The sequence below is a fragment of the Mesorhizobium sp. M2A.F.Ca.ET.043.05.1.1 genome (assembly GCF_003952445.1).
In the GTDB taxonomy this organism is placed as follows: Bacteria; Pseudomonadota; Alphaproteobacteria; order Rhizobiales; family Rhizobiaceae; genus Mesorhizobium.
Genome location: NZ_CP034446.1, coordinates 5,317,110 through 5,337,349 on the forward strand (window position 1 = coordinate 5,317,110; position 20,240 = coordinate 5,337,349).

Consider the following 20,240-nt stretch of genomic DNA (forward strand, 5'->3'; position numbering starts at 1 on the left):
CAGGGAAAAAACATCGATGTTCGAGCGCGTATTGGCCTTCCTGAGGGACCTGCCGGGAGGCGGCGAGGCCAAGCCGAGCGCCGACGATCCGCGCGTCGCGGCTTCGGCGCTGCTCTACCATGTGATGAACGCCGACGGCGTGCGCCAGGACGTCGAATGGGAGCGCTTCAAGCAGATCCTGGCCGAGACCTATTCGGTGAGCGGCGAGGAGCTCGACGCGCTGGCGGCCGCAGGCGAGCGCGCAGACAATGAGGCGATCGACCTCTACGCCTTCACCAGCATCCTGAAGCGCGATCTCGACGCCGAGGCGCGCAAGGCCTTCATCGGCCTGATGTGGGAAATTGTCTATGCCGACGGCGAGCTTGACGAGCTGGAGGACAACACCGTCTGGCGGGTCGCCGAGCTGATCGGCGTCGAGCGCCGTGACCGCATCGAGGCGCGCCGCAAGGCGGCGGCGCAGGTGCCCGGCGCGCGGGGCAAGTCGAGCGACGAATAACGGGACGCATCGCCTTCCATGCCACCCAGACCGAGGCCGAGACCAAAAATCCTGATCGTGCTGCATCAGGAGACGTCGAGCCCCGGCCGCGTCGGCCATATGCTGCTGGAAGAAGGTTTCGATCTCGACATCCGCAGGCCGCCATTGGGCGACGAATTGCCCTGCACGCTGGATGATCATGCCGGCGCGGTGGTGTTCGGCGGGCCGATGAGCGCCAATGACGAGGACGAGTTCGTCCGCCGCGAAACCGACTGGCTGCAAATCCCGCTGAAGGAAAACCGGCCGTTCCTCGGTATCTGCCTCGGCGCGCAGATGCTCGCCAACCATTTGGGCGGCAAGGTCGAGGGCCATGGCGATGGGCTGGTCGAGATCGGCTGGTATCCGCTGAAGGCGACCGAGGCCGGCAAGCAGCTGCTGCACTGGCCGGAAATGGTCTACCAGTTCCACCGCGAGGGCTTTTCGCTGCCCAAGGAAGCGACGCTGCTGGCGACGGCGGAAACCTATCCCAACCAGGCGTTTCGTTACGGCGAGAACGCCTGGGGTATCCAGTTCCATGGCGAGCTGACCCGGATAATGATGCATCGCTGGGTGGTGCGCGGCGCGCATCGCTTCGAGCTCCCCGGCGCCCAGCCCGGCCGCGACCATCTCGGCGGCCGACTGATCTGGGACATGCACCTCAAGCGCTGGTTAGCCGAGTTTTTGGGGCTGATTTTTGGTCGGCCGGCGGCGGGGTAGGACGGGGGCCAAATTGCGTCGAACGGCCGAGTTTGCCCGAAGACAACTTATGCCGCATCTGCCGTTGGGATTGAGCAGGCGTTTATCGTCAGGCCTGCTCCTTCCTGGATCGCATTCCCTTCAGCATTGACAGGACCGCGGGGACGAGCAGTTTTCGCGCAGCGACATCCAGCGGATTGTGCGCGAGTTCGGTTATGTTCGCCCTGACGTTCTTGAGTTCCTGACCGACTGCCTCGATGGTAAGTTTCAGGTCACGCGCGTCCGCTTCGATGGAGTCGACAGCCATTTTTCGGACTTCGAAGGCGAGTTCGAGTTCCGGTCCGGGCCTGGACTTGCTGGCGAGAAGCAGCACGATGGCGGCGATCACAATGTCGATCAGGGCGACGGCGGCGGCCGCCCATGCTTGGCCGATGGACACCTGCAGGGCGTAGAAGCCGGCGATGTTGACCATCCCCAGCCCGAACACTGCAATGAGGCCAGAGAAGGCAATCAGACCGGCCCGACGCAGCAGAATGTCCAGCCAAATCTTCCCGATCAGAAGATCGGCTTTTTTCAACACCTGCAGGTCGCGAACAAGATGATCAATCACGCTTCGTCCCTCAGTGCCTTCCGAGCAGGCGCCCGATCAGTATTCCGACAAGCAGCGCGCCGACGACGCTCGACGTCGGATGTTGCGAAATGTTCTTCTCTGCTTCCTCAAAGAACCCGGTGACCTCGTCCGCGAGCGCGCGCAAGTCGGCGTGCCATTCTTCGCCTTCGGCTGTGTGGTCATCTTCGGCTGTGTGGACCGGTTCGGCACCGGTGGCAACATTGTCTGTCGGGGCGGCTGCGGCCGCTCGCTGCTGTTGCAAGAGCGCCACCGCCTCTTGCAGCGATTTCAACTCGCGGGAGATTACGGCATCTGTGCTCACGTCGTTACCTTCCCGAAGTAACCTTGCCCGAATTCAGGTCGATGACTCGGATTTGGTCTGCGCACCGCCCTTCAGGGCATCGCCGGCCTTTTGATTTGCTCGATCGAATGCTTGGCGCGATTCGGCCAGCGCCGCGCTCAGCGCCGCCCAGGATTCTCCTCCTGCCTGCGTCAGCTTATGCAGCCGCGCCTCGGCCTCCGCGGCGTCGGCCTTCATCTTGATTACCGCCGCGTCGATGTCGGCGCGCCTCGCGGTCACGGCTTTCCCAGCTTCGTTGTGGAATGCCTCGGCCGTCGCGCGCCAAGCCTTAGCCTGCGCTGCGGCAGCCTGGAGGAATGTCGCCTTTTGCTGCTCCGCCTGTTTGCCGACCATCTCGAAATACGTGTTGACCTCTGTCTCGAAACGACGCCACTGCGATTCCAACTTGGCTGTGTTCTCCCGGACAGCAGCTTGTCCTGCTTTTGCTTGGGCCTTCGCGCCGGCCTCAAATTCGTCGCGCCGCTTCCTGAGGTCGGCGACAATTCGATCGGCATCGGCCTTCGAGTCGACCTTCACTTGGCCCACCTTGGCTTCCAGCGATGCCAAGATGGCGTCCATCTCGTCGATCCGTTGCTTGGTCCAATTCAGATAGGCATGCATGCTGCTCTGATCCGACATCATTGCCTCCATTTTGCCGTACTGCCCTGCGTGCGTTCGTGGGGAGGTATAACCTTCTCCCAGGAGGCGTGGCTTTGACTTGCGTCAACTCCGAGCAATCGCGTGCGGGGAGGCATCGTGGTCGCGCCGGGGACTCACCACGGACTCGAACGCGGTCCTCTGCCGGATGTTGGCTGCCGGCGGATGTGGATAGCGGCAAACGTCGAATCCGGTGGCTGGCGCTCGATCAAGTTGCGGCCCAACCGGCGGCGCCTTTGCACTGACAATCTCATTGGTATCGACGAGCGGCGAATCTGTGCTAAGGCGCCGCCCGATCAATCAAAAGGACGACACTGTGAGCGAACTGACCTTGGCCGAGGCGACCGAAAATATCTATGCCTCACTCCGAGCGGACAATGCCGACCTCGATGCGCATATCGCGGCGCTCAAGGCGGCACTGGGACGAGAGGGGAAGAAACAGGCGGTTTTCGATCCAACCAGGCTGGTGCAGAACAACCGCGCCGGCCGCAAGTTGATGCAGGCCTATTTTCGCCAGCGCGGCGTGAGCGTGAGCTTCTCGGAGTAGGTCTGCTCGCGACCCGTCTCGTTGACCGACGGCGCAGTCTGATTGGCCATAGAGCAATTCTAGGAAAAGTGTGAGCGGTTTTCCGTCCGAAATTGCGTAAAAACAAAGGGATAGAGCGGATCGCCGTTTCCGTGAAACGGTGAAACGCTCTAGCGTCGGATTTGGCGGCTTAGATACAGGGCGCGATCACTCGCGGCTGTTCAAGTGCGTCACCTGCCGCAGCGCCGGGAACAGCCAGGCCCACAAGCCCGCGACCGCGATGGCGCCGATGCCGCCGATCACCACGGCGGGGACCGTGCCGATCAGCGCCGCCATCGTGCCGGCGCGGAATTCGCCGACCTCGTTGGAGGCGCCGACGAAGACCTGGTTGACGGCGTTGACGCGGCCGCGCACCTCGTCGGGCGTCCAGAGCTGGATCAGCGTCTCGCGGATATAGACGCTGAACATGTCGGTGGCGCCGAGCAGGGCCAGCGCCGCGATCGACAGCCAGGTGATGGTCGACACGCCGAACAGCACGGTGAAGGCGCCGAACAGGGCGACGAAGCCCAGCATGATCTTGCCGGCATGGTCACGGATCGGGTGACCGGCAAGCCAGACGGCGACGCAGATGGCGCCGATGCCGGGCGCCGAGCGCAGCAGGCCGAGGCCCCAGGGGCCGAGCTCCAGGATATCGCGCGCATAGACCGGCAGCAGCGCCGAGGCGCCCGACAGGAGCACGGCGAAGAGGTCGAGCGAGATCGCGCCGAGCACGATCTTCTCGCTCCAGATATAGCCGAAGCCGGCAAACAGCGTCTGCATCGTCGGCTTGTCGGTTGCCGTCTGCTGGGCGGGCTTGGGAATGGTGAAGATCAGCACCGCGGCGGCGAGCATCAGCACGGCGGCGGTGGCGTAGGCGGCTTCCGCCGAAACGCCGTAGAGCAGGCCGCCGGCGACCGGGCCGACGATGGTCGCCGTCTGCCAGGCCGACGAGTTCCAGGCGATGGCGTTGGCGAAGTCTTCCTGCGGCACGAGATTGGCGAAGAGCGAGGACGAAGCCGGTCCGTAGAAGGCCCGTGCTATGCCGAACATCACCAGCACGATGAAGATCGGCAGCGGGCCATGAAGGCCGCGCAGCGTCAGAAGCAGCAGGGCCAGCGCGCAGCCGGCTTCGACCAGCGTCGCCACCGTCATGATCAGCCGGCGGCCGAAGCGGTCGGCGACCACCCCGGTGACCAGGACCAGAAGCAGCGAAGGCAGGAACTGGACGATGCCGACAATGCCGAGATCGAACGGGTCGCGGGTCAGGTCGTAGACCTGCCAGCCGACCGCGACGGACACGATCATCGTGGCGAAGGTGGTGAGGAAACGCGCCGTCCAGTAGCTGAGGAACGGGCGGTGCCGGAACGCGGCGTAACGCTGGTCTGGTGACGTTGCTTCGGCTGTCATGGTTCGAGGGCCCCGTTGCGACAATGGCCGGCGGGGCACGGTGGGCGCTGGTCCGGCCAGAACCCTTTAGCTCAGTTCGTCCTGCCATGCGCGCAAAAATCCGCGCTGGATCAAAGAAAATCGAATCTTTGCCCGGATGGCGGCTCAGCTCCGCAACGCGGCCGAGATGGCCGCCAGCCCGCCGCGCAGCTCCGCTTCCGTCGGCCAGCCGAAGCCGAGGCGGAAGAAGCGCTTCGGCATCTCGAACCAGTGGCCGGGGCCGACATAGGTGCCGTGCTCCTCCAGCAGCCTGGCGTAGAAGCGATCGAGGTCGAAACCCGCGTCGACGTTGAGCCGCGGGAAGCCGACGACGCCGCCCTGCGGCCGCACCCAGTCGACCAGCGTCTCGCCGTCGATCCAGGCCTGCACGATGTCGCGGCGCCTGGCCATCTCGGGGAGCAACGAGGCCAAGAAGGCGTCACGGCGTTCGAGGGTCGCGCGGGCGATCGCCTCGTCGATGACGCTGCCGCAGATGCCGATCTGCTCCTTGGCGGCAAGGAAGGTTTCCTGCAGTTGCGGATCGCGGGTCACCAGCCAGCCGATGCGGATGCCCGGGATGCCGAAGGCCTTGGACAGGGAGCAGACGCTGATGGCGCTGGGGCTGAGCGAGGCCGCCGCCGGCAGGCGCTCGCCGTAGGAGAGATCGCGATAGGTCTCGTCGACCAGCAGGCGGCATTTGCGATGTTCGGCAAGCGCGATCAGCGCGTCGAGATCGCCGCGTGTCATCATCGTGCCGGTCGGATTGTGCGGGCAGGTGACGCTGATCAGTCTGGTGTTCGGCCGCAGCTCCGCCTTCACGCGTCCGATGTCGACGGCGAAGCTTTGGTCGAAATCGAGATCGACATAAGAGATGGCGCAGCCGATCGCCTTCGGTGTCTCGATGTTGGTGGCGTAGTTCGGCCGCACGACCACAAGATGGTCGCCGGGCGACAGCAGCGCGGTGGCGATGATGAACAGCGCGCCGGCCGCGCCCGCCGTCACCAGCACATCGGCGGGGGAAAGGCCCTCGTCCTGCGCGGCGATCAGCGCGCGCAGGTCCTTGTCGCCGCGATGCTCGCCATAGAACAAGGTGAGGTCGGGCAGCGTCAGGCCGATGTCGGAGAGTTTCTGGTCGGCGATCGAGCTTTCGGAGAGATTGTAGCGGATGCGGTCGTAGCCGTATTCCTCCGGCGCTTCCTTCTCGATCAGCATCCTGGCGTAGTTCATGGCCCCCTCCACCCAATCTCAGGTAGCAACCAAGCCACAAAAGCAGGAAGCCTGCCAAGGCGGATTCCTCGGCAGGCTTCCTCAAATCATTGGTGCAGGCGCGCTATTTCAAGCGCTCGCCTTGGCCTTCCTACCCCGGGCGGGCTTCGCCGGTTCCGGTTCCGCCTTGCGGCCGAGGCCGATAGACTTGGCCAGCTGCGAGCGCGAGGCCGCATAGTTGGGAGCGACCATCGGATAGTCGGCCGGCAAGCCCCATTTGGCGCGGTAGGCTTCGGGCGTCAGGCCGAAATGCACGCCGATATGGCGCTTCAGCGATTTGAACTTCTTCCCGTCTTCGAGGCAGATGATGTAGTCCGGCGTCACCGAGCGCCTGGGATTGACGGCGGGGGTCGGCGGGGGCGCCGCGGGTTCCGCCGGCTGGCTGATCCCGCCGATCGATGAGGCGACGCTGGCGATCAGCCCGCCCAGGTCCGAAGCGGGCAGGCGGTTTTTCGCGACATAGGCCGATACGATGTGAGCGGTGAGCTCGAGCAGATCGACTTCCTTGGCTGTGCTGGTGTCTTCGTCCACGTAGTCCCTCCATTTCTACCGCAAGGCCGCGAAACCGATCCGGCTTCGCGGTGTGTAATATCAAAGCGCTGCCAGCGTTGTTGGCGAATTCGAAAGCCGCAGGGGCCGCAGGCCGGCGAATTCCTAGTCGGCAAATCTGCGCGACGCAACGTTTGTCGCATCAATACACGCTGTTTTGAACAATTATACTGAAATGTAACAATATCAGACGATCAGCGCCTTGTCGCGCCATAGACGAAATCCACCCTCGAAAGCGCGAGTGTTGTCGCCGCGCCGGGATTTTTCAGGCAATTCATCCAGCTTGTCGACATTGCCGCCGCCGATCACGACATAGTCCGGCTGCAAGGCGGCGCGAAGCCTGCCCACGACGTCGAAAACGTATTTGCGCCACTTCTTCTTCCCGTGCTTCACCAGGCCGCGCTCGCCGATATAGTCCTCGAAAGTCGCGCCCTTCCTGTAGGGCAGATGGGCAAGCTCCATCGGCTGGCCGACATTCCTGATGATCATGGCGGCGCCCAGGCCCGTGCCGAGGCCGAGGAACAGCATGCGGCCCCCGTCATAGCTGCCGATCGCCTGCATCAAGGCGTCGTTGACGAGTTTCACCGGCTTGCCGAAGGCGGCGGTGAAATCATAGCCGTTCCAGCCCTTGCCGAGATTGAAGGGATCGAGCGAGGGCTTGTTGTCCCTTACAGGGCCGGGAAAGCCCATCGAGATCAAGTCGTAGGTCAGGCCCTCCGCCAGTTTCCCGACCGAAGCGACGACTTGGTCGGGGGTCAGGCTCGGGCCGGACGGAACGCGGCGCATCTCGCCGCCGGCGCTGGTGAGGATCTTCACATGCGAGCCGCCGACATCGATGCTGAGCACGATCGGATCGCTGCCCGTCGCGGCGGTCTTTGCTGCCTTCGCCATTCCCTCCTCCCCGGAAGTTATCTGGTCGGATTGATCCAGCCATCGGGCGGGCCGAAGCCTTTCATGGCATCGGCCGGCCCCCAGGTCTTGGGCGCATAGATCGCCGGCGGAGTGGTGTCGCCGAGCACCGGCCCGACGATGCGCCAGGCAAGCTCGGCGGCGTCCTGGCGCGTGAACAGCTGGCCATTGCCGTTCATGGCGTCGCCGATCAGCCTTTCGTAAGGCGGCATGTCGCCCTTGGAGTCGTCGAGCGCGGTGAGTTCCACCTGCTCGCCGATCATGTCGTCGCCGGCCCTCTTGCGCTGCGCGCCGATCGAGATCGCCACCTGCGGGTCGATGCGGAAGCGCACGTAATTGGCGTCGTCCGGCTTGATAGGATCGAAGACGTCGAGCGGTGGCCGCTTCAGCCGCACGATCACCTCGGTGGCGTGCACCGGCATGTTCTTGCCGGCACGGATGAAGAAGGGCACGTCGCGCCAGCGCCAGGTGTCGACGAAGAAGCGCACGGCGGCGAAGGTCTCCACCGGCGAGTTGGGCCTGACGCCCGGCTCGGCCAGATAGCCGTCGAACTGGCCGCGCACGACGTCGTCCCTGGTCAGCGTGCGGATCGCGCGCAGCACCTGCACCTTCTCGTCGATCAGGTCGTCGGCCGAGCGGCCGACCGGTGGCTCCATGGCGAGTAGAAGCAGGATGTTGAGCAAATGGTTCTCGATCACGTCGCGGATGCAGCCGACATCGTCATAGAATTTGCCGCGGCCCTCGATGCCGAAATCCTCGGCCATGGTGATCTGCACGCTCTCGACGAAGTTGCGGTTCCAGATCGGCTCGAGGAAGGAGTTGGCGAAGCGGAAATAGAGCAGGTTCTGGATCGCTTCCTTGCCGAGATAGTGGTCGATACGGAAGATCGACTGCTCGTCGAACACCAGATGCAGCACCCGGTTCAGCCAGCGCGCCGACTGCAGGTCGTGGCCGAAGGGTTTTTCGATCATCAGCCGCGCGCCGTGCGCGGTGCCGGACTGCTCCAACCCCTGCACGACGGTCTCGAACATCGTCGGCGGCACGGCCATATAGTGCAGCGGGTGTTGCGCCGGACCCAGCGCCGTCCTCAGCTTCTCGAAGGTGGCGCCGTCGCGGTAGTCGCCGCTGACATAGCGCAGCTGCGAGGCGAGCTTGGCAAAGACCATGTCGTCGATGCCGCCCAGCGCGGTGACGATGCCGTCGCGGGCGCGGTCGACCAGCTTGGGCAGCTCCCAAGGGTCGAAGGCAACGCCGATCACCGGCTCGGCCAATGTTCCCTTGGCGACCATCTGGTAGAGCGCCGGGAATATCTTCTTGTGCGCAAGGTCGCCGGTCGCTCCGAAAAGCACCAGCGTGTCGGACCTCTCCTGGCTCATGCCGTCTCTCCCCTCACGCGCCGGTCTTCGGCTTTTCGACATGGCCGCCGAAGGCATAGCGCATGGCGGACAGGAGCTTGTCGGCGAATTGCGATTCGCCCTGCGAGGAGAAGCGGTCGAACAGCGCCGAGGACAGCACCGGCGCCGGCACGCCGGTGTCGATCGCCGCCTTCAGCGTCCAGCGTCCCTCGCCGGAGTCGGAGACGCGGCCGCCGAACTGGGCGAGTGCCGGATCGCTCTTCAGCGCGCCGGCGGTGAGATCGAGCAGCCAGGAACCGATGACGCTGCCATGCCGCCAAACCTCGGCGACCTGGGGCAGGTCGATGTCGAACTGGTAGTATTGCGGGTTCTCGAGCGGGCTCGTCTCGGCATCGGCGGTGCGCTGCCTTTTGCCGGCATTGGCCGATTTCAGGATGTTCATGCCCTCGGCATAGGCGGCCATGACGCCATATTCGATGCCGTTATGCACCATCTTAACGAAGTGGCCGGCGCCGCTCGGGCCGCAATGGAGATAGCCGAAAGCCGCCGTTCCGTCGGCCTTCGAGGGATTGGCTCCGGCGTCCGGTCCCGGCGCCAGCGTGGCAAAGACCGAATCGAGATGCCTTACCGCTTCGTCCGGGCCGCCGATCATCAGGCAGTAGCCGCGTTCGAGCCCCCAGACGCCGCCGCTGGTGCCGACATCGACGAAGTTGATGCCCTTCACCGCCAGCTTCGCCGCCTGGTCGACGGCATCGTGGTAGTAGGAATTGCCGCCGTCGATGATGATGTCGCCCGGCTCCATCAGCGCCGCCACCTGGTCGACGATCCTGCCGGTGATCGCGGCCGGCAGCATCAGCCAGGCGCAGCGCGGCTTGGCGAGCTTGCCTACGAACTCTTCCAGCGAGGCGGCGCCAATGGCGCCGTCCTTGACCATGCCGGCGACGCTTGCCGAATTGATGTCGTAGACGACGCATTCATGGCCGTCGCGCATCAGACGCCGCACCATATTGGCGCCCATCCTGCCCAGCCCCATCATTCCGATCTGCATGGTTTCATCCCGATTGCTTGAGGAAAGAAGAATTCACTGGCCGTTTGGTTGGTCGATCGCGACGGTAAAGTCGACATTCTCCCAACGCATCGCTTCCGGCCAGAAAAAAGTGAAGACGATGGTGGTTCCCTGTTGCAGGCGGTTAACGGGCAAATCCACCAGATGGATGCCGAACGCATTTTCGGCCGTCCTGCTGTCCTGCACCGTCAGCCATTTGTCGCTGCTCCAATGGACGACGCCGGGCGCCGACAGCTCGACGCGCAACAGCTTGCCGGCGGGATGGAGCGGATCTTGTTGTTGAAGCGCCATGTCCGCAGCGGCGAGACCGTCTTGCCCTTGATGTAGCGTTCGACGCCCTGCGGCGGCAGGTCGAAGACGGCGCCGTCGCGCAGCGAGCGCAACAGCTTGATGTGCTCGGCATGCGCCCAGACCAGCGGCATGGCGCTGCCGGACGGCTTGCCCAGCCACAGCTCGCGGTCCGGCGTGTCGGGGCGATCCCAGACCTGCTCGGGCAGAAGGCCACCCACGCCCGCCGAGCGTTCGAATGTCTCCAGCAGCTGCGCCGCTCTGTCCTTGCGGCCGGCGGCCAGCTCGTAATGGGCGCGCTCGCCGGCAAGCAACGGCCATGGCCGTCCCTGGCCGGTGCCGTCGAAGGGCGCGCCGTCCTCATGCTCGCCGTAGCCGTCGCCGCTATAGCGGTACCAGAGCGGCCCTTGCGGCAGGTCGCAGCGCAGCTCGGCGTCGATGGCCTTGACGGTGTTCAGGATGCGCGGGTCGTCCGCGGCTCTGAGCCCGAAACGCACCAGCGCCAAAGCGTCCGGGCTGATGATCGCTTCGGCCGGCCTGTCGGTATCGGCCGGCGGCCGGTTCTTGATCGGCACGAAGCCGTCCTTCGGCGAGGCGGCGCCGCCGTCGTCTGGCGGGGCGATGCGGACGTAGTAGCCTTCGACACCCGCTTTGGCGCCCGCCTCCGTGCCGGTCACATAGGTCCAGCGCTCGATCTGGTCGTTCCAGCAATCGGCGGTCTCGCGCAGATAGTTCGTCGGCTCATTTTTGCCGCAGGCATCGAGCATGTCGGCGGCGGCAAGCAGGCCCGCTATCTCCACGGCCAGGGTGAAGGGGCTGTAGCCGGCATCCTCCTCCCAGCGGTCCTCGCCGGTGACCGGGCCGTTGCGCACGACATAGGCGGCCGCGTTCTCGATCATGGCCAGGAAATCGACGAGCTTCGGCTTCGGCAGATGGCCGGCGCGGCGCAGAGCGTCGGCGAGCAGCAGGGGAAGGCGCATTCGTCCATCTGGATGCCCGGCCAATAGGCGGTGCCGTCGGACCAGACATTCTGCGGCCAGTGGCCGTCCGGTTGCTGGATCGAGCGAAGATAGGCGAGGATCTGCAGCGCCTGTTTTCCGTCGCCGGCGGCAAGGAAGCCGCCCGCCGTCTCGACCAGGTCGCGCGGCCAGACGAGGTGATAGCCGCCGAGGTCGTCGTCGCCCTTGTTGAAGCCCCAGGGGATCGACAGGCTGGCTACCGCGGCGCCGGGCCTGGCGACCGACAGGTGTGTCGCCAGCACCGCCGTGCTGGCGCGGTAGGAGTTCAGACCGGAGGCGGCGCGGCGGTCGAGTTTTTCCAGCCTTGCCTGGAATGTCCGCCAGTTCTCGACATAGGTTTTCGCGGCGGGCTCGAAACCTTGTTTCAGGCTTGCAAGCGCAAGGTCGGCGGCTTCCTGTGGCGAAGCGCCGAAGCCGAGCGCCAGCAGCGCAACCGTCTTGCCGGCCGAAAAGCCGATCTCGCCGGTAAGAGCCACATTTCCGTTCTCCGCTACCTGGCAGGAAGGATCGAGCGCCCCGCTGTCATGCAGTTGCCGCCAGCCGTCGGAAAAGCCGACATAGCCGGCCGAGCAGGCGCCCCAGGGCAAGGATGAAGCAAGCGCCAGCGAGACGCCGCGACCGGTGGCAAAGAGAAGACGCTGTCCCTTGTGCTCGCCGATCCAGGCCGTGTTGCCCATGCCGGCATTGACGAGATGCGGCGCGAGCAGCGCGTAGACGCGATAGTTTGCCGCTGCTCCCTTGAGCGCAATGAAGCTGATTTCCTGCAGCAGAACGGGTCGTTTCGAATCCGTAACGATTCGCTTCTCGATCTTGTACGCGCCGTCGGATGCGGTGTTGGTCAGTCGGTAGCCAGGCACCCCGTCCTCGAACGGTTCGACGGCATGGGCGGCATCGCGCTTCTCTTCGGAAAAATAGCCACCCGGACCGGTGACGATCAGCCCCAGGTCGCGCGTGCAGGTGCTGTCGAGGCGCGGATAATAAATCTCGTTCAAGATGCCGTGACTGGTGGTGAACCAGAGCGGGCTCCTTGCCGAAAGGGCGGTGCCGACGCCGCTCTTGGCGCTTGATGTCCAGCGCGCCGGAATCCCGGGCGCGCCTTTGGCAACGGTCGGCGTTACTGCCATCCAAACCTCTCTTCCGCCGCGTTCCTAGACCATCAGCGGGAGGCTTTTCAATCGTCGCACCGCAAGTTGATCGGTGGCCCATCAAGCTTTGCCGTTGACAGCTTGCAGTTCCTCGAAATTTGTCTGACAATAGATAAAAAACAGGCGCTACACGTCACGGCCATTCGTCAAGATCAGCAACCTCGGGAGGAACCGACATGAAGAAACTGCTCGTATTGGGTGCACTCGCGGCGATGCTCGCCTCGGGCACCGCGCTTGCCGACACCAGCGGCAAGAAGATCGCCTTTTCCAACAATTACGCCGGCAATTCGTGGCGCCAGGCGATGCTCGACAGTTACGGCATCGTCACCAAGAAGGCGGTCGAGGACAAGATCGTCGCCGCGGCGGATGTCTTCACCACCGCCGACAAGGAAGTGCCCACACAAGCCGCCCAGGTGCAGAACCTGATCCTGCAGGGCTATGACGCCATCGTCATCAACGCCGCCTCGCCCGACGCGCTGAACGGCGCCATCAAGCAGGCCTGCGATGCCGGCATCGTCGTCGTCTCCTTTGACGGCATCGTGACCGAGCCCTGCGCCTATCGGGTTGTCGTCGACTTCAAGGACATGGGCAAGCAGGAAGTCGAGCAGATGGCCAAGTTCCAGCCCAAGGGCGGCAATCTGCTGGAAATCCGCGGTCTGGCCGGCACTTCGATCGACGATGCCATCCATGCCGGCATCCTCGAGGGCGTAGCCGCGCATCCCGAGTTCAAGATCGTCGGCTCGGTGACCGGCGACTGGGACCAGACGACGGCGCAGAAGGCGGTGGCGACCATCCTGCCTTCGCTCCCCGACGTCGTCGGCATCGTCGACCAGGGCGGCGACGGCTATGGCGCGGCGCAAGCCTTCGCGGCGGCGGGCAAGCCGCGCCCGACCATCATCATGGGCAACCGCCAGGACGAGCTGAAGTGGTGGAAGGAGCAGAAGGAGAAGGACGGCTACAAGACCTGGTCGGCCTCGATCGCGCCCGGCGTGTCGACGCTGGCCTTCTGGGTGGCGCAGCAGGTGCTCGACGGACGCAAGGACATTCCGCACGACCTGCTGGTGCCCTATCTCGCCTTCACCCAGGACGATTTCGAGGCCGCGCTGCCGAAGATCAAGGAAGGCGGCGTCGCCACGCACGAATACACGCAGGAAGAGGCTATCGCGGCGATCAAGGCCAACATCAAGTAATGGCGGCGTGAATTTGCCAGCCGCATCGCCAGCCGGGTATCGTTGAGCATGCTCAAGGCAAACACCGACATCGTCAGGCTGAACGGCGCCGAAAAACGTTTCGGCGCCGTTCGGGCTCTAAACGGCGTCGACTTCCATGTCGGCGCCGGCGAATGCGTCGGGCTGGTCGGGCATAACGGCGCCGGCAAGTCGACGCTCATGCATATGGTGGCCGGCACGCTGCGGCCGGATGGCGGACAGATCGCGGTGCGCGGCAATCAGGAGGCGAGCTATTCCGTGGCGCGCGCGCTGGAACTCGGCATACGCTGCGTGTTCCAGGAGCTGTCGCTCTGCCCCAATCTCAGCATCGCCGAGAACACGCGCATCAATCATCCCTCGCTCGCCGGTTTCGGCTGGCGGCGCAGGGCCGCCGACCTCATCCGCGCCAAGCTCGACGAGATCTTTCCGGACCACGGTATTTCGGCGGACGACATCGCCGGCGACCTGTCGATCGGAAGGCGGCAGATGGTCGAGGTGGCGCGCGCCTTCACGCTGACGCGCGAGCCGCTGCATCTGGTCATCCTCGACGAGCCGACCTCGTCGCTTGACGCGCACACCGCCGGCCAGCTGCTTTCCTTCGTCCGCCGCTTCGTCGAGCAGGGCGGCAGCTGCATCCTGATCTCGCATGTTCTGGGCGAGGTGCTGCAGAACGCCGACCGCATCGTGGTGATGCGCGACGGCAAGGTGGTCGCGGCCGATGGCGCCGATGCCTTCGACCGCGACAAGCTGGTCGCCGCCATGGGCGGCGCCGAAGGCCATCACAAGGTCGCCGCCGAGGCCCGCCAGACCGAGCCTGGCGCGCTCAAGGTGCGGGCGCGCCCGGCCAGGCAGCAGGACGGCAAGGAGCTTGTCGCCCGGGCCGGCGAGATCATCGGCCTCGCAGGGCTTGCCGGCCATGGCCAGACCGACCTTTTGCTGGCGATCTTCTCGGCAGCCGCCCGCGCCAGGACCGGCATCGAAGTGACGGCGCCCGTGGCGCTGGTCGCGGGTGACCGCCAGTCGGACGGCATCTTTTCGCAATGGTCGATCGCGCAGAATATCGGCATCCGCTCGCTGGCTAAACTGCGGAACGGCCTTTTGATCTCGCCGCAGCGCGAGGCCGAGCTCGCCGAATTCTGGAAGAAGAAGATCGGCATCCGAACGCCGGACATGGACAACAACATCTATTCGCTGTCGGGCGGCAACCAGCAGAAGGCGCTGTTTGCCCGCGCGCTAGGCTCCGACGCCGAGATCGTGCTGATGGACGATCCGATGCGCGGCGTCGACATCGGCACCAAGCTCGAAGTCTACGACCTCGTGCGCGAGGAGGCCGCCAAGGGCCGCACCTTCCTCTGGTACACCACCGAGACCGAGGAGCTCGACAATTGCGACCATGTCTATGTCTTCAAGAACGGCCGTATCGTCGCCAATCTTGGGCGCGACGAGCTGACGGAGGAAAAGATCATCCAGTCCTCGTTCGGCGATGCGGCCTGACATGACCGCGATCGCTCCCGGAACGCTCCCGAAATCCTCGCAGCGCGGCAGCGCCGCCAGGGCCCGCCTGCTGCGCGGTCTTTTGCCGGCTTTGTCGCTGGCGCTGGTGCTGATGGCGATTGCCTGGCTCAATCCGCGCGCCATCAGCTATTTCGGCTTCAACCTGATGCTCAATCTGGCGATCCCGATCGCGCTGGCGACGATCGCGCAGATGTTCGTCATCGCCGGCAACGAGCTGGACCTGTCGATAGGCACCTTCGTCGGTTTCGTCGGCTGCGTCACCGCGACCTGGCTGCGCGACGCGCCGCTGCTGGGCATACTCGTGCTGCTGGGTTCGATCGGTGTCTACGCCTTGCTCGGCGCGCTGATCCATCTGCGCAACTTGCCGTCGATCGTGGTGACGCTCGGCATGAGCTTTGTCTGGCAGGGGCTTGCCATCCTCGTCCTGCCCAAGCCCGGCGGCAAGGCGCCGGACTGGCTGCTGTCGATCATGTCCTTCAAACCGCCCTATATCCCGTTCCCGATCCTTGCCGCGCTGATCATCGCCGCAGTCGTGCATTTCGGCCTGATGCGCACCTCCTACGGCGTCATCCTGCGCGGCTCCGGCGGCAATGCCGCGGCGTTGAGACGCGCCGGCTGGTCGCTGCTCAAAACCAAAATCGTGCTCTTTGCGCTGACCGGCCTGTTCGGCGCTCTGTCGGGCATGGCGCTGATCGGCATCACCACGTCGGCCGACGCCAATATCGGCAATGGCTACACGCTACTCTCGATCGCCGGCGTCATCCTTGGCGGCGGCGAGTTCGTCGGCGGGCGCGTGTCACCGATCGGCGCGGTGCTCGGCGCTTTGACGCTGGCGCTCGCGGCCTCACCGCTTTTGACCTTCATGCACATCCCGCCCGACTGGCAGGTCGCTGCCAATGGCGCGATCCTGATCATCGTGCTGGCGGCGCGCGTGCTGATCAGCCGCAGGGAGCGGTAGCGATGACCTCGGTGCGGACGCTGCTTGAAAAACCCTGGCTCTGGTCCTTCGCCGGCGCGCTCGTCGTGTGGGTGGCGACGGTCATCTTCACCGGCGGCTATGGCGCCGGCGGCATGGTCACGGCAGCACTTTCGCTCGCCGTCTTCACCGTCATCGTCGGCGTTGGCCAGATGTTCGTCATCACGCTCGGACCCGGCAATGTCGACTTGTCGCTGCCGGCCAATATCGGGCTGGCCAGCGCCGTCGCCATGAAGGTGATGGGCGGCAGCGATTCGATGATCCTCGTCGGGCTGCTTGCCGCGCTCGCCACGGGCGCTGCGATCGGCGCCATCAACTATCTCTTGATATGGGCGCTGCGCATCCCGCCGATCATCGCGACGCTGTCGGCGAGCTTCATCATCCAGTCGGTCGACATCAGCTACGGCCGCGGCCTGCAGATCAAGCCGCCGCCGGGCTTCGCCGACTTCACCAATTGGCAGGTGCTGGGCATACCCGTGCTGGCGATGCTGACTGTGCTGTTCACGATCGGCGCTGCACTTGCGCTGCAGCGCATGATCTACGGCCGCTCGGTGCTGGCGATCGGCCAGAACATCCGCGCCGCCTGGCTGGCCGGCGTCCATGTCGGCCGCATCCGCTTCCTCACCTACACGCTGTGCGGGGCGCTGGGCGGGATCGACGGTGCGCTGCTTGCCGGTTATTTCCGCGGCGCCAATGTCGATATCGGCAACGAATACCTGCTCGCCTCGATCGCGGTCGTCGTCATCGGCGGCACCTCGGTCGCCGGCGGCAAGGCCAACGTGCCGGGCGTCTGGGGCGCCGGCTTGTTCCTGGTGCTGCTGCTCACCATGCTCAACACCTTCGGCGTCAGCGCCGGCGTGCGGCTGGTGCTGACCGGGCTGATCATCGTCGGCGTAATCACGGCTGCCGGCGGCGAGAAGGCCGTGCGGTAACAGCTTCCGCCGGCCATCTCCCGATGAGGCAAGAGGTTCGCGCTATTTCGCGGCCTTGGCCCGCGCGATCGCGTCGACGATCATCTTCTTGGCGTACTTGGAATCGTGCCAGCCCTCGATCTTGACCCATTTGCCGGGCTCGAGATCCTTGTAGTGCTCGAAGAAGTGCTGCACCTGCTGTCGCGTGATTTCCGGCAGGTGCGTGTATTCGGTGACGTTCTCGTAGCGTAGCGTCAGCTTGGGCGAGGGGACGGCGATCACCTTCTCGTCCTGGCCGGCATTGTCTTCCATGATCAGCACACCGATCGGCCGCACATTGATGACGCAGCCCGGCACCAGCGCGCGGGTGTTGCAGACCAGGACGTCGATCGGGTCGCCGTCGCCCGACAACGTGTGCGGCACAAAGCCGTAATTGCCGGGATAGCGCATGGAAGTGTGCAGGAAGCGATCGACGAACAAGGTGCCGGCCTCCTTGTCCATCTCGTATTTGATCGGCTCGCCGCCGATCGGCACCTCGATGATGACGTTGATGTCGTCGGGCGGGTTCTTCCCGATCGGCACGGCTTCGATACGCATGGCTAAATCCCTCTTTCGATTGAAAAGACCGATAGCGGGGGACGCGTCATGGTGCAATGCGTCGAATAGTGCCGGACGCTAATGGAATCGCACAGTTTGTGATCGCCTGTAACTTAGGCGACGCTAGTCGTTCCAGACGAAAGCGACCTTCTTCAGCGCCTTCTGCTCGAAGACCTCGACGCCTTCGGCGATATCGCGGCCGCCATTGCCGGCATAGAAGGCCAGGGCGTTGTGGTTGTCTTCCAGCGCCCATACCACAAGGCCGCGCAGGCCGTGGTCGGCGAGCCGGGCCTTGGCCGCCTTGAACAGGCGGCTGCCGAGCCCTATGCCCTGATATTCGGGCCGCAGATAGAGCTCGTAGATCTCGCCCTGCTGCCGGAGCTCGCGGGCGCGGTTCTTGCCGATCGTCGCATAGCCGGCGACGGTCCCGCCGATCTCGACGACCAACACGGTGGCGGCGCGGCGAATCGCGTTAGCCCACCAGTCGACGCCGCGGCGGTTGATCATCGAGGTCAGCGTGCGGTGCGGGATGATGCCGGAATAGGCGCCGCGCCAAGCCTGCTGGTGCACCTCGGCGATGGCGCTCGCGTCGCGCGGCTCTGCCTTCCGGATGTCGATGGTTAGCGTGTTCATGATTGGTTAACCATAAACCCGCGTCGGGCGATTGCAAAGAGTCCGCCACGGCCCTTAGGCGGCTTTCGCACAGACGAAAGCCGTATGGGCGGGCAAGGCGTTCATTTCCGTGAAATCAGCGCAAACGCCGGGGATTGGTTGAAGCCGCTCTCCCAACCTCGTCATTCTATGGCGGAGCAAGGAGCGAAGCGACGCGGCGCAGACCATAGAATCCATTCCGTGACTTGGAAGCGCCGCGATGGTGCAGAATTTTGCTCCGTTGCACGCCTTGGCGAAGGTAACGGCATGGATTCCAGGGTCTACGCGACGGAGCTTCGCTCCTGCTCCGCCCTGGAATGACGATCGCGAAGGGCGTTTCGGCCAATCTCAAACGCATGCCGCCTGCCGACGCAACAGAGCCGACCGGTCAAGATCCCAATGCGGGAACCCGTCAGATCTCGACGAGATGATCGTCGAGCTCGTTGGTGTCGCCTTCGGTGACCGGGAAATGCTCGGCGAGCACGGCGCCAACCGTGGCGACAGCCTTGACGAAGCCGTCGGCCAGCCGGTTGTCGCCGGCATGTTTGGTCAGGTCGCGCACAACGCCGTCCCAGACATGCTGGCCGACCTTGGCGTCGATGCCGGAATCGGCAACGACCTCGGCATAGCGCTCGGCGATGGAGACGAAGATGAGCACGCCGGTGCGCGCGCTCGTACGGTGGACGTTGCGCGCCAAGAACTGCTTCATCGCATTGGCGTGCGCGGCCTGATAGCGCAGCCTTCTCGGCACGAAATGAATGCGTAAGGCTGGCAGGGACCAGAGCAGGGCGAACACCGAGGCCAGCGCCAACAGTTGCGCCAGCACGAAATGCGGCAGCCGGATGGTAAGCCACAAGCCCTCCAGCCCGTAGGCGACGGCGAGGCTGGCGATGAACAGGCCGATTGTCGTGGTGAAAGCGGCCGGAAAGAAGTAGCCCTCGCTGGCGCGAGCGACGACGCAGTAGATCTCGCCGTCGGTCTTCAGCTCGGCCGTGCGGATCGCCTCGGCGATGCGGTCATGGTCCTCGGCGCTGATCGGTCGCGTTGCCATGGTGCCTCACCAGCTTCCCGAAGAGCCGCCGCCGCCGGACGAACCGCCGCCGCCGGAAAATCCGCCGCCGCCCGAGGACCAGCCACCGCCGCCTGACGACCAGCCGCCGCCACCCGACGACCAGCCGCCCGAGGAAGAACGCCGGTTCTGATCGAAAGTCATGCCGAGCCAGCGGTAGCGACCCGGCCCGATCTTCTGGCCGAAGATCGGCGGCAGCACCGTCATCGCGATGCCGCCGAAGAAGATAAGCGCCCAGATGGTGATGAAAATGGCGAAGAACAGGTCGTCGGAATTGAACGGCGCCTGCTCGTTGCGCTTGCCGCGCGCCTCCAGTTCCTCGGGATTGCCCTCCAGCACCATGATCATGTCGTCGACGGCCTTGGTGATGCCGCCGGAGAAATCGCCGGCGCGGAAGGCTGGCACCATGTCGTTCTCGATGATCAGCTTGGTGTGCAGGTCGGTCAGCGTGCCTTCCAGCCCATAGCCGACCTCGATGCGCATCTTGCGGTCGTTCGGCGCGACCAGGAGCAGCACACCGTTGTTTTCCTTGGCCTGGCCGAGCTTCCAGAAGCGGAACAGCCGGTTGGCGTAAGGTTCGATCTCCTCCCCGCCGAGGCTGGGTATGGTGGCTACGACGATCTGGTCGGAGCCCTTGGTCTCGAAGTCGGCGAGCTTCTGGGTCAGCGCCGCGCGGGTGCCGGCATCGATGATGCCGGCATTATCGACGACGCGGCCGGTCAGCGCGGGGAGGTCGGCGGCGAAGGCGGCGAGGGGGAAGAGGCAGAAGATGCTGGCAAGGAGGCCAAGCAATGAGAGGTAGGCGCTCTGTCGCCCCCCTCTCTGTCCTGCCGGACATCTCCCCCTCAAGGGGGGAGATTTGATGTCACCGCGGCCTTCGCCAATCGTCAGCGTCGCAGGTTGTGCGCT

General features: G+C 64.7%; 20 protein-coding genes and 1 pseudogene. 7 read left to right on the forward strand and 14 right to left on the reverse strand.

All coding sequences use genetic code 11. From position 1 onward, the window contains the following. Window positions 1-16 precede the first annotated feature (16 nt). Both EJ069_RS25785 and EJ069_RS25790 read left to right on the forward strand, forming a co-directional pair. Complete coding sequence (locus tag EJ069_RS25785; protein WP_126063702.1) at window positions 17-496, forward strand: TerB family tellurite resistance protein; 480 nt, start codon at window positions 17-19, stop codon at window positions 494-496. Window positions 497-514: 18 nt separating this feature from the next. Beyond that, window positions 515-1,231, forward strand: a complete 717-nt coding sequence (locus EJ069_RS25790; protein WP_126063703.1) for a glutamine amidotransferase — start codon at window positions 515-517, stop codon at window positions 1,229-1,231. Window positions 1,232-1,319: 88 nt separating this feature from the next. On the opposite strand, the gene EJ069_RS25795 is transcribed toward EJ069_RS25790, so the two are convergent. Genes EJ069_RS25795 through EJ069_RS25805 form a run of 3 tightly spaced genes read right to left on the reverse strand, consistent with a single transcriptional unit; the run spans window position 1,320 to window position 2,799 of the window. After that, complete coding sequence (locus EJ069_RS25795; protein WP_126063704.1) at window positions 1,320-1,820, reverse strand: hypothetical protein; 501 nt, start codon at window positions 1,818-1,820, stop codon at window positions 1,320-1,322. Window positions 1,821-1,830: 10 nt separating this feature from the next. Continuing rightward, window positions 1,831-2,142, reverse strand: coding sequence for a hypothetical protein (locus EJ069_RS25800; RefSeq protein WP_126063705.1), 312 nt, complete (start codon window positions 2,140-2,142; stop codon window positions 1,831-1,833). A gap of 33 nt (window positions 2,143-2,175) precedes the next feature. Next, complete coding sequence (locus tag EJ069_RS25805; RefSeq protein WP_126063706.1) at window positions 2,176-2,799, reverse strand: hypothetical protein; 624 nt, start codon at window positions 2,797-2,799, stop codon at window positions 2,176-2,178. 334 nt (window positions 2,800-3,133) lie between these two features. Between EJ069_RS25805 and EJ069_RS25810 the strand changes: the two genes are divergently transcribed. After that, a complete protein-coding gene (locus tag EJ069_RS25810) occupies window positions 3,134-3,364 on the forward strand; it encodes a hypothetical protein (RefSeq protein ID WP_126063707.1) in 231 nt (76 codons plus the stop codon). Between the two features lie 186 nt (window positions 3,365-3,550). On the opposite strand, the gene EJ069_RS25815 is transcribed toward EJ069_RS25810, so the two are convergent. The 7 genes and pseudogenes from EJ069_RS25815 to EJ069_RS25845 form a co-directional block, all read right to left on the reverse strand. Further along, window positions 3,551-4,789, reverse strand: coding sequence for an MFS transporter (locus EJ069_RS25815; protein WP_126063708.1), 1,239 nt, complete (start codon window positions 4,787-4,789; stop codon window positions 3,551-3,553). Window positions 4,790-4,933: 144 nt separating this feature from the next. Further along, window positions 4,934-6,034 (reverse strand): aminotransferase class I/II-fold pyridoxal phosphate-dependent enzyme, encoded by a 1,101-nt coding sequence (locus EJ069_RS25820; protein WP_126063709.1) that lies wholly within the window; start codon window positions 6,032-6,034, stop codon window positions 4,934-4,936. A gap of 108 nt (window positions 6,035-6,142) precedes the next feature. Then, on the reverse strand, window positions 6,143-6,604 hold the full coding sequence (locus tag EJ069_RS25825; RefSeq protein WP_126063710.1) for a MucR family transcriptional regulator: 462 nt from the start codon (window positions 6,602-6,604) through the stop codon (window positions 6,143-6,145). 204 nt (window positions 6,605-6,808) lie between these two features. Then, a complete protein-coding gene (locus EJ069_RS25830; RefSeq protein ID WP_126063711.1) occupies window positions 6,809-7,513 on the reverse strand; it encodes an ROK family protein in 705 nt (234 codons plus the stop codon). Window positions 7,514-7,530: 17 nt separating this feature from the next. Further along, window positions 7,531-8,907: a glucose-6-phosphate dehydrogenase gene (zwf, locus tag EJ069_RS25835; RefSeq protein WP_126063712.1), complete on the reverse strand. Its 1,377-nt coding sequence runs from the start codon at window positions 8,905-8,907 to the stop codon at window positions 7,531-7,533. A 13-nt stretch (window positions 8,908-8,920) separates the two neighbouring features. Further along, on the reverse strand, window positions 8,921-9,934 hold the full coding sequence (gene gnd / locus EJ069_RS25840; RefSeq protein ID WP_126063713.1) for a phosphogluconate dehydrogenase (NAD(+)-dependent, decarboxylating): 1,014 nt from the start codon (window positions 9,932-9,934) through the stop codon (window positions 8,921-8,923). Window positions 9,935-9,967: 33 nt separating this feature from the next. Then, a pseudogene (locus EJ069_RS25845) lies at window positions 9,968-12,383 on the reverse strand (glucan 1,4-alpha-glucosidase). A gap of 197 nt (window positions 12,384-12,580) precedes the next feature. On the opposite strand from EJ069_RS25845, the gene EJ069_RS25850 reads away from it, so the two are divergent. From EJ069_RS25850 to EJ069_RS25865, 4 genes are read left to right on the forward strand one after another with little or no spacing between them, the layout of a single operon-like run. Then, window positions 12,581-13,594: an ABC transporter substrate-binding protein gene (locus EJ069_RS25850; RefSeq protein WP_126063714.1), complete on the forward strand. Its 1,014-nt coding sequence runs from the start codon at window positions 12,581-12,583 to the stop codon at window positions 13,592-13,594. Window positions 13,595-13,642: 48 nt separating this feature from the next. Further along, entirely contained in the window at window positions 13,643-15,106 is a 1,464-nt protein-coding gene (locus EJ069_RS25855; RefSeq protein WP_126063715.1) for a sugar ABC transporter ATP-binding protein, read from the forward strand. A gap of 1 nt (window position 15,107) precedes the next feature. Further along, on the forward strand, window positions 15,108-16,085 hold the full coding sequence (locus EJ069_RS25860) for an ABC transporter permease (RefSeq protein WP_189341737.1): 978 nt from the start codon (window positions 15,108-15,110) through the stop codon (window positions 16,083-16,085). A 2-nt stretch (window positions 16,086-16,087) separates the two neighbouring features. Beyond that, window positions 16,088-17,035, forward strand: coding sequence for an ABC transporter permease (locus tag EJ069_RS25865; RefSeq protein WP_126063717.1), 948 nt, complete (start codon window positions 16,088-16,090; stop codon window positions 17,033-17,035). A gap of 42 nt (window positions 17,036-17,077) precedes the next feature. Here EJ069_RS25865 and ppa read toward each other — a convergent pair whose 3' ends face one another. The 4 genes from ppa to EJ069_RS25885 all read right to left on the reverse strand — a co-directional run bounded on the left by ppa (window position 17,078) and on the right by EJ069_RS25885 (window position 20,123). Further along, window positions 17,078-17,611, reverse strand: a complete 534-nt coding sequence (ppa, locus tag EJ069_RS25870) for an inorganic diphosphatase (protein ID WP_126063718.1) — start codon at window positions 17,609-17,611, stop codon at window positions 17,078-17,080. A gap of 123 nt (window positions 17,612-17,734) precedes the next feature. Then, window positions 17,735-18,244, reverse strand: coding sequence for a GNAT family N-acetyltransferase (locus EJ069_RS25875; RefSeq protein ID WP_040991512.1), 510 nt, complete (start codon window positions 18,242-18,244; stop codon window positions 17,735-17,737). Window positions 18,245-18,674: 430 nt separating this feature from the next. Then, window positions 18,675-19,313 carry a TPM domain-containing protein gene (locus EJ069_RS25880; RefSeq protein WP_126063719.1) on the reverse strand — a complete coding sequence of 213 codons (639 nt, stop codon included), beginning with the start codon at window positions 19,311-19,313 and terminating at the stop codon, window positions 18,675-18,677. Window positions 19,314-19,319: 6 nt separating this feature from the next. Beyond that, window positions 19,320-20,123 (reverse strand): YgcG family protein, encoded by an 804-nt coding sequence (locus EJ069_RS25885; protein WP_245456276.1) that lies wholly within the window; start codon window positions 20,121-20,123, stop codon window positions 19,320-19,322. Window positions 20,124-20,240: the final 117 nt, after the last annotated feature.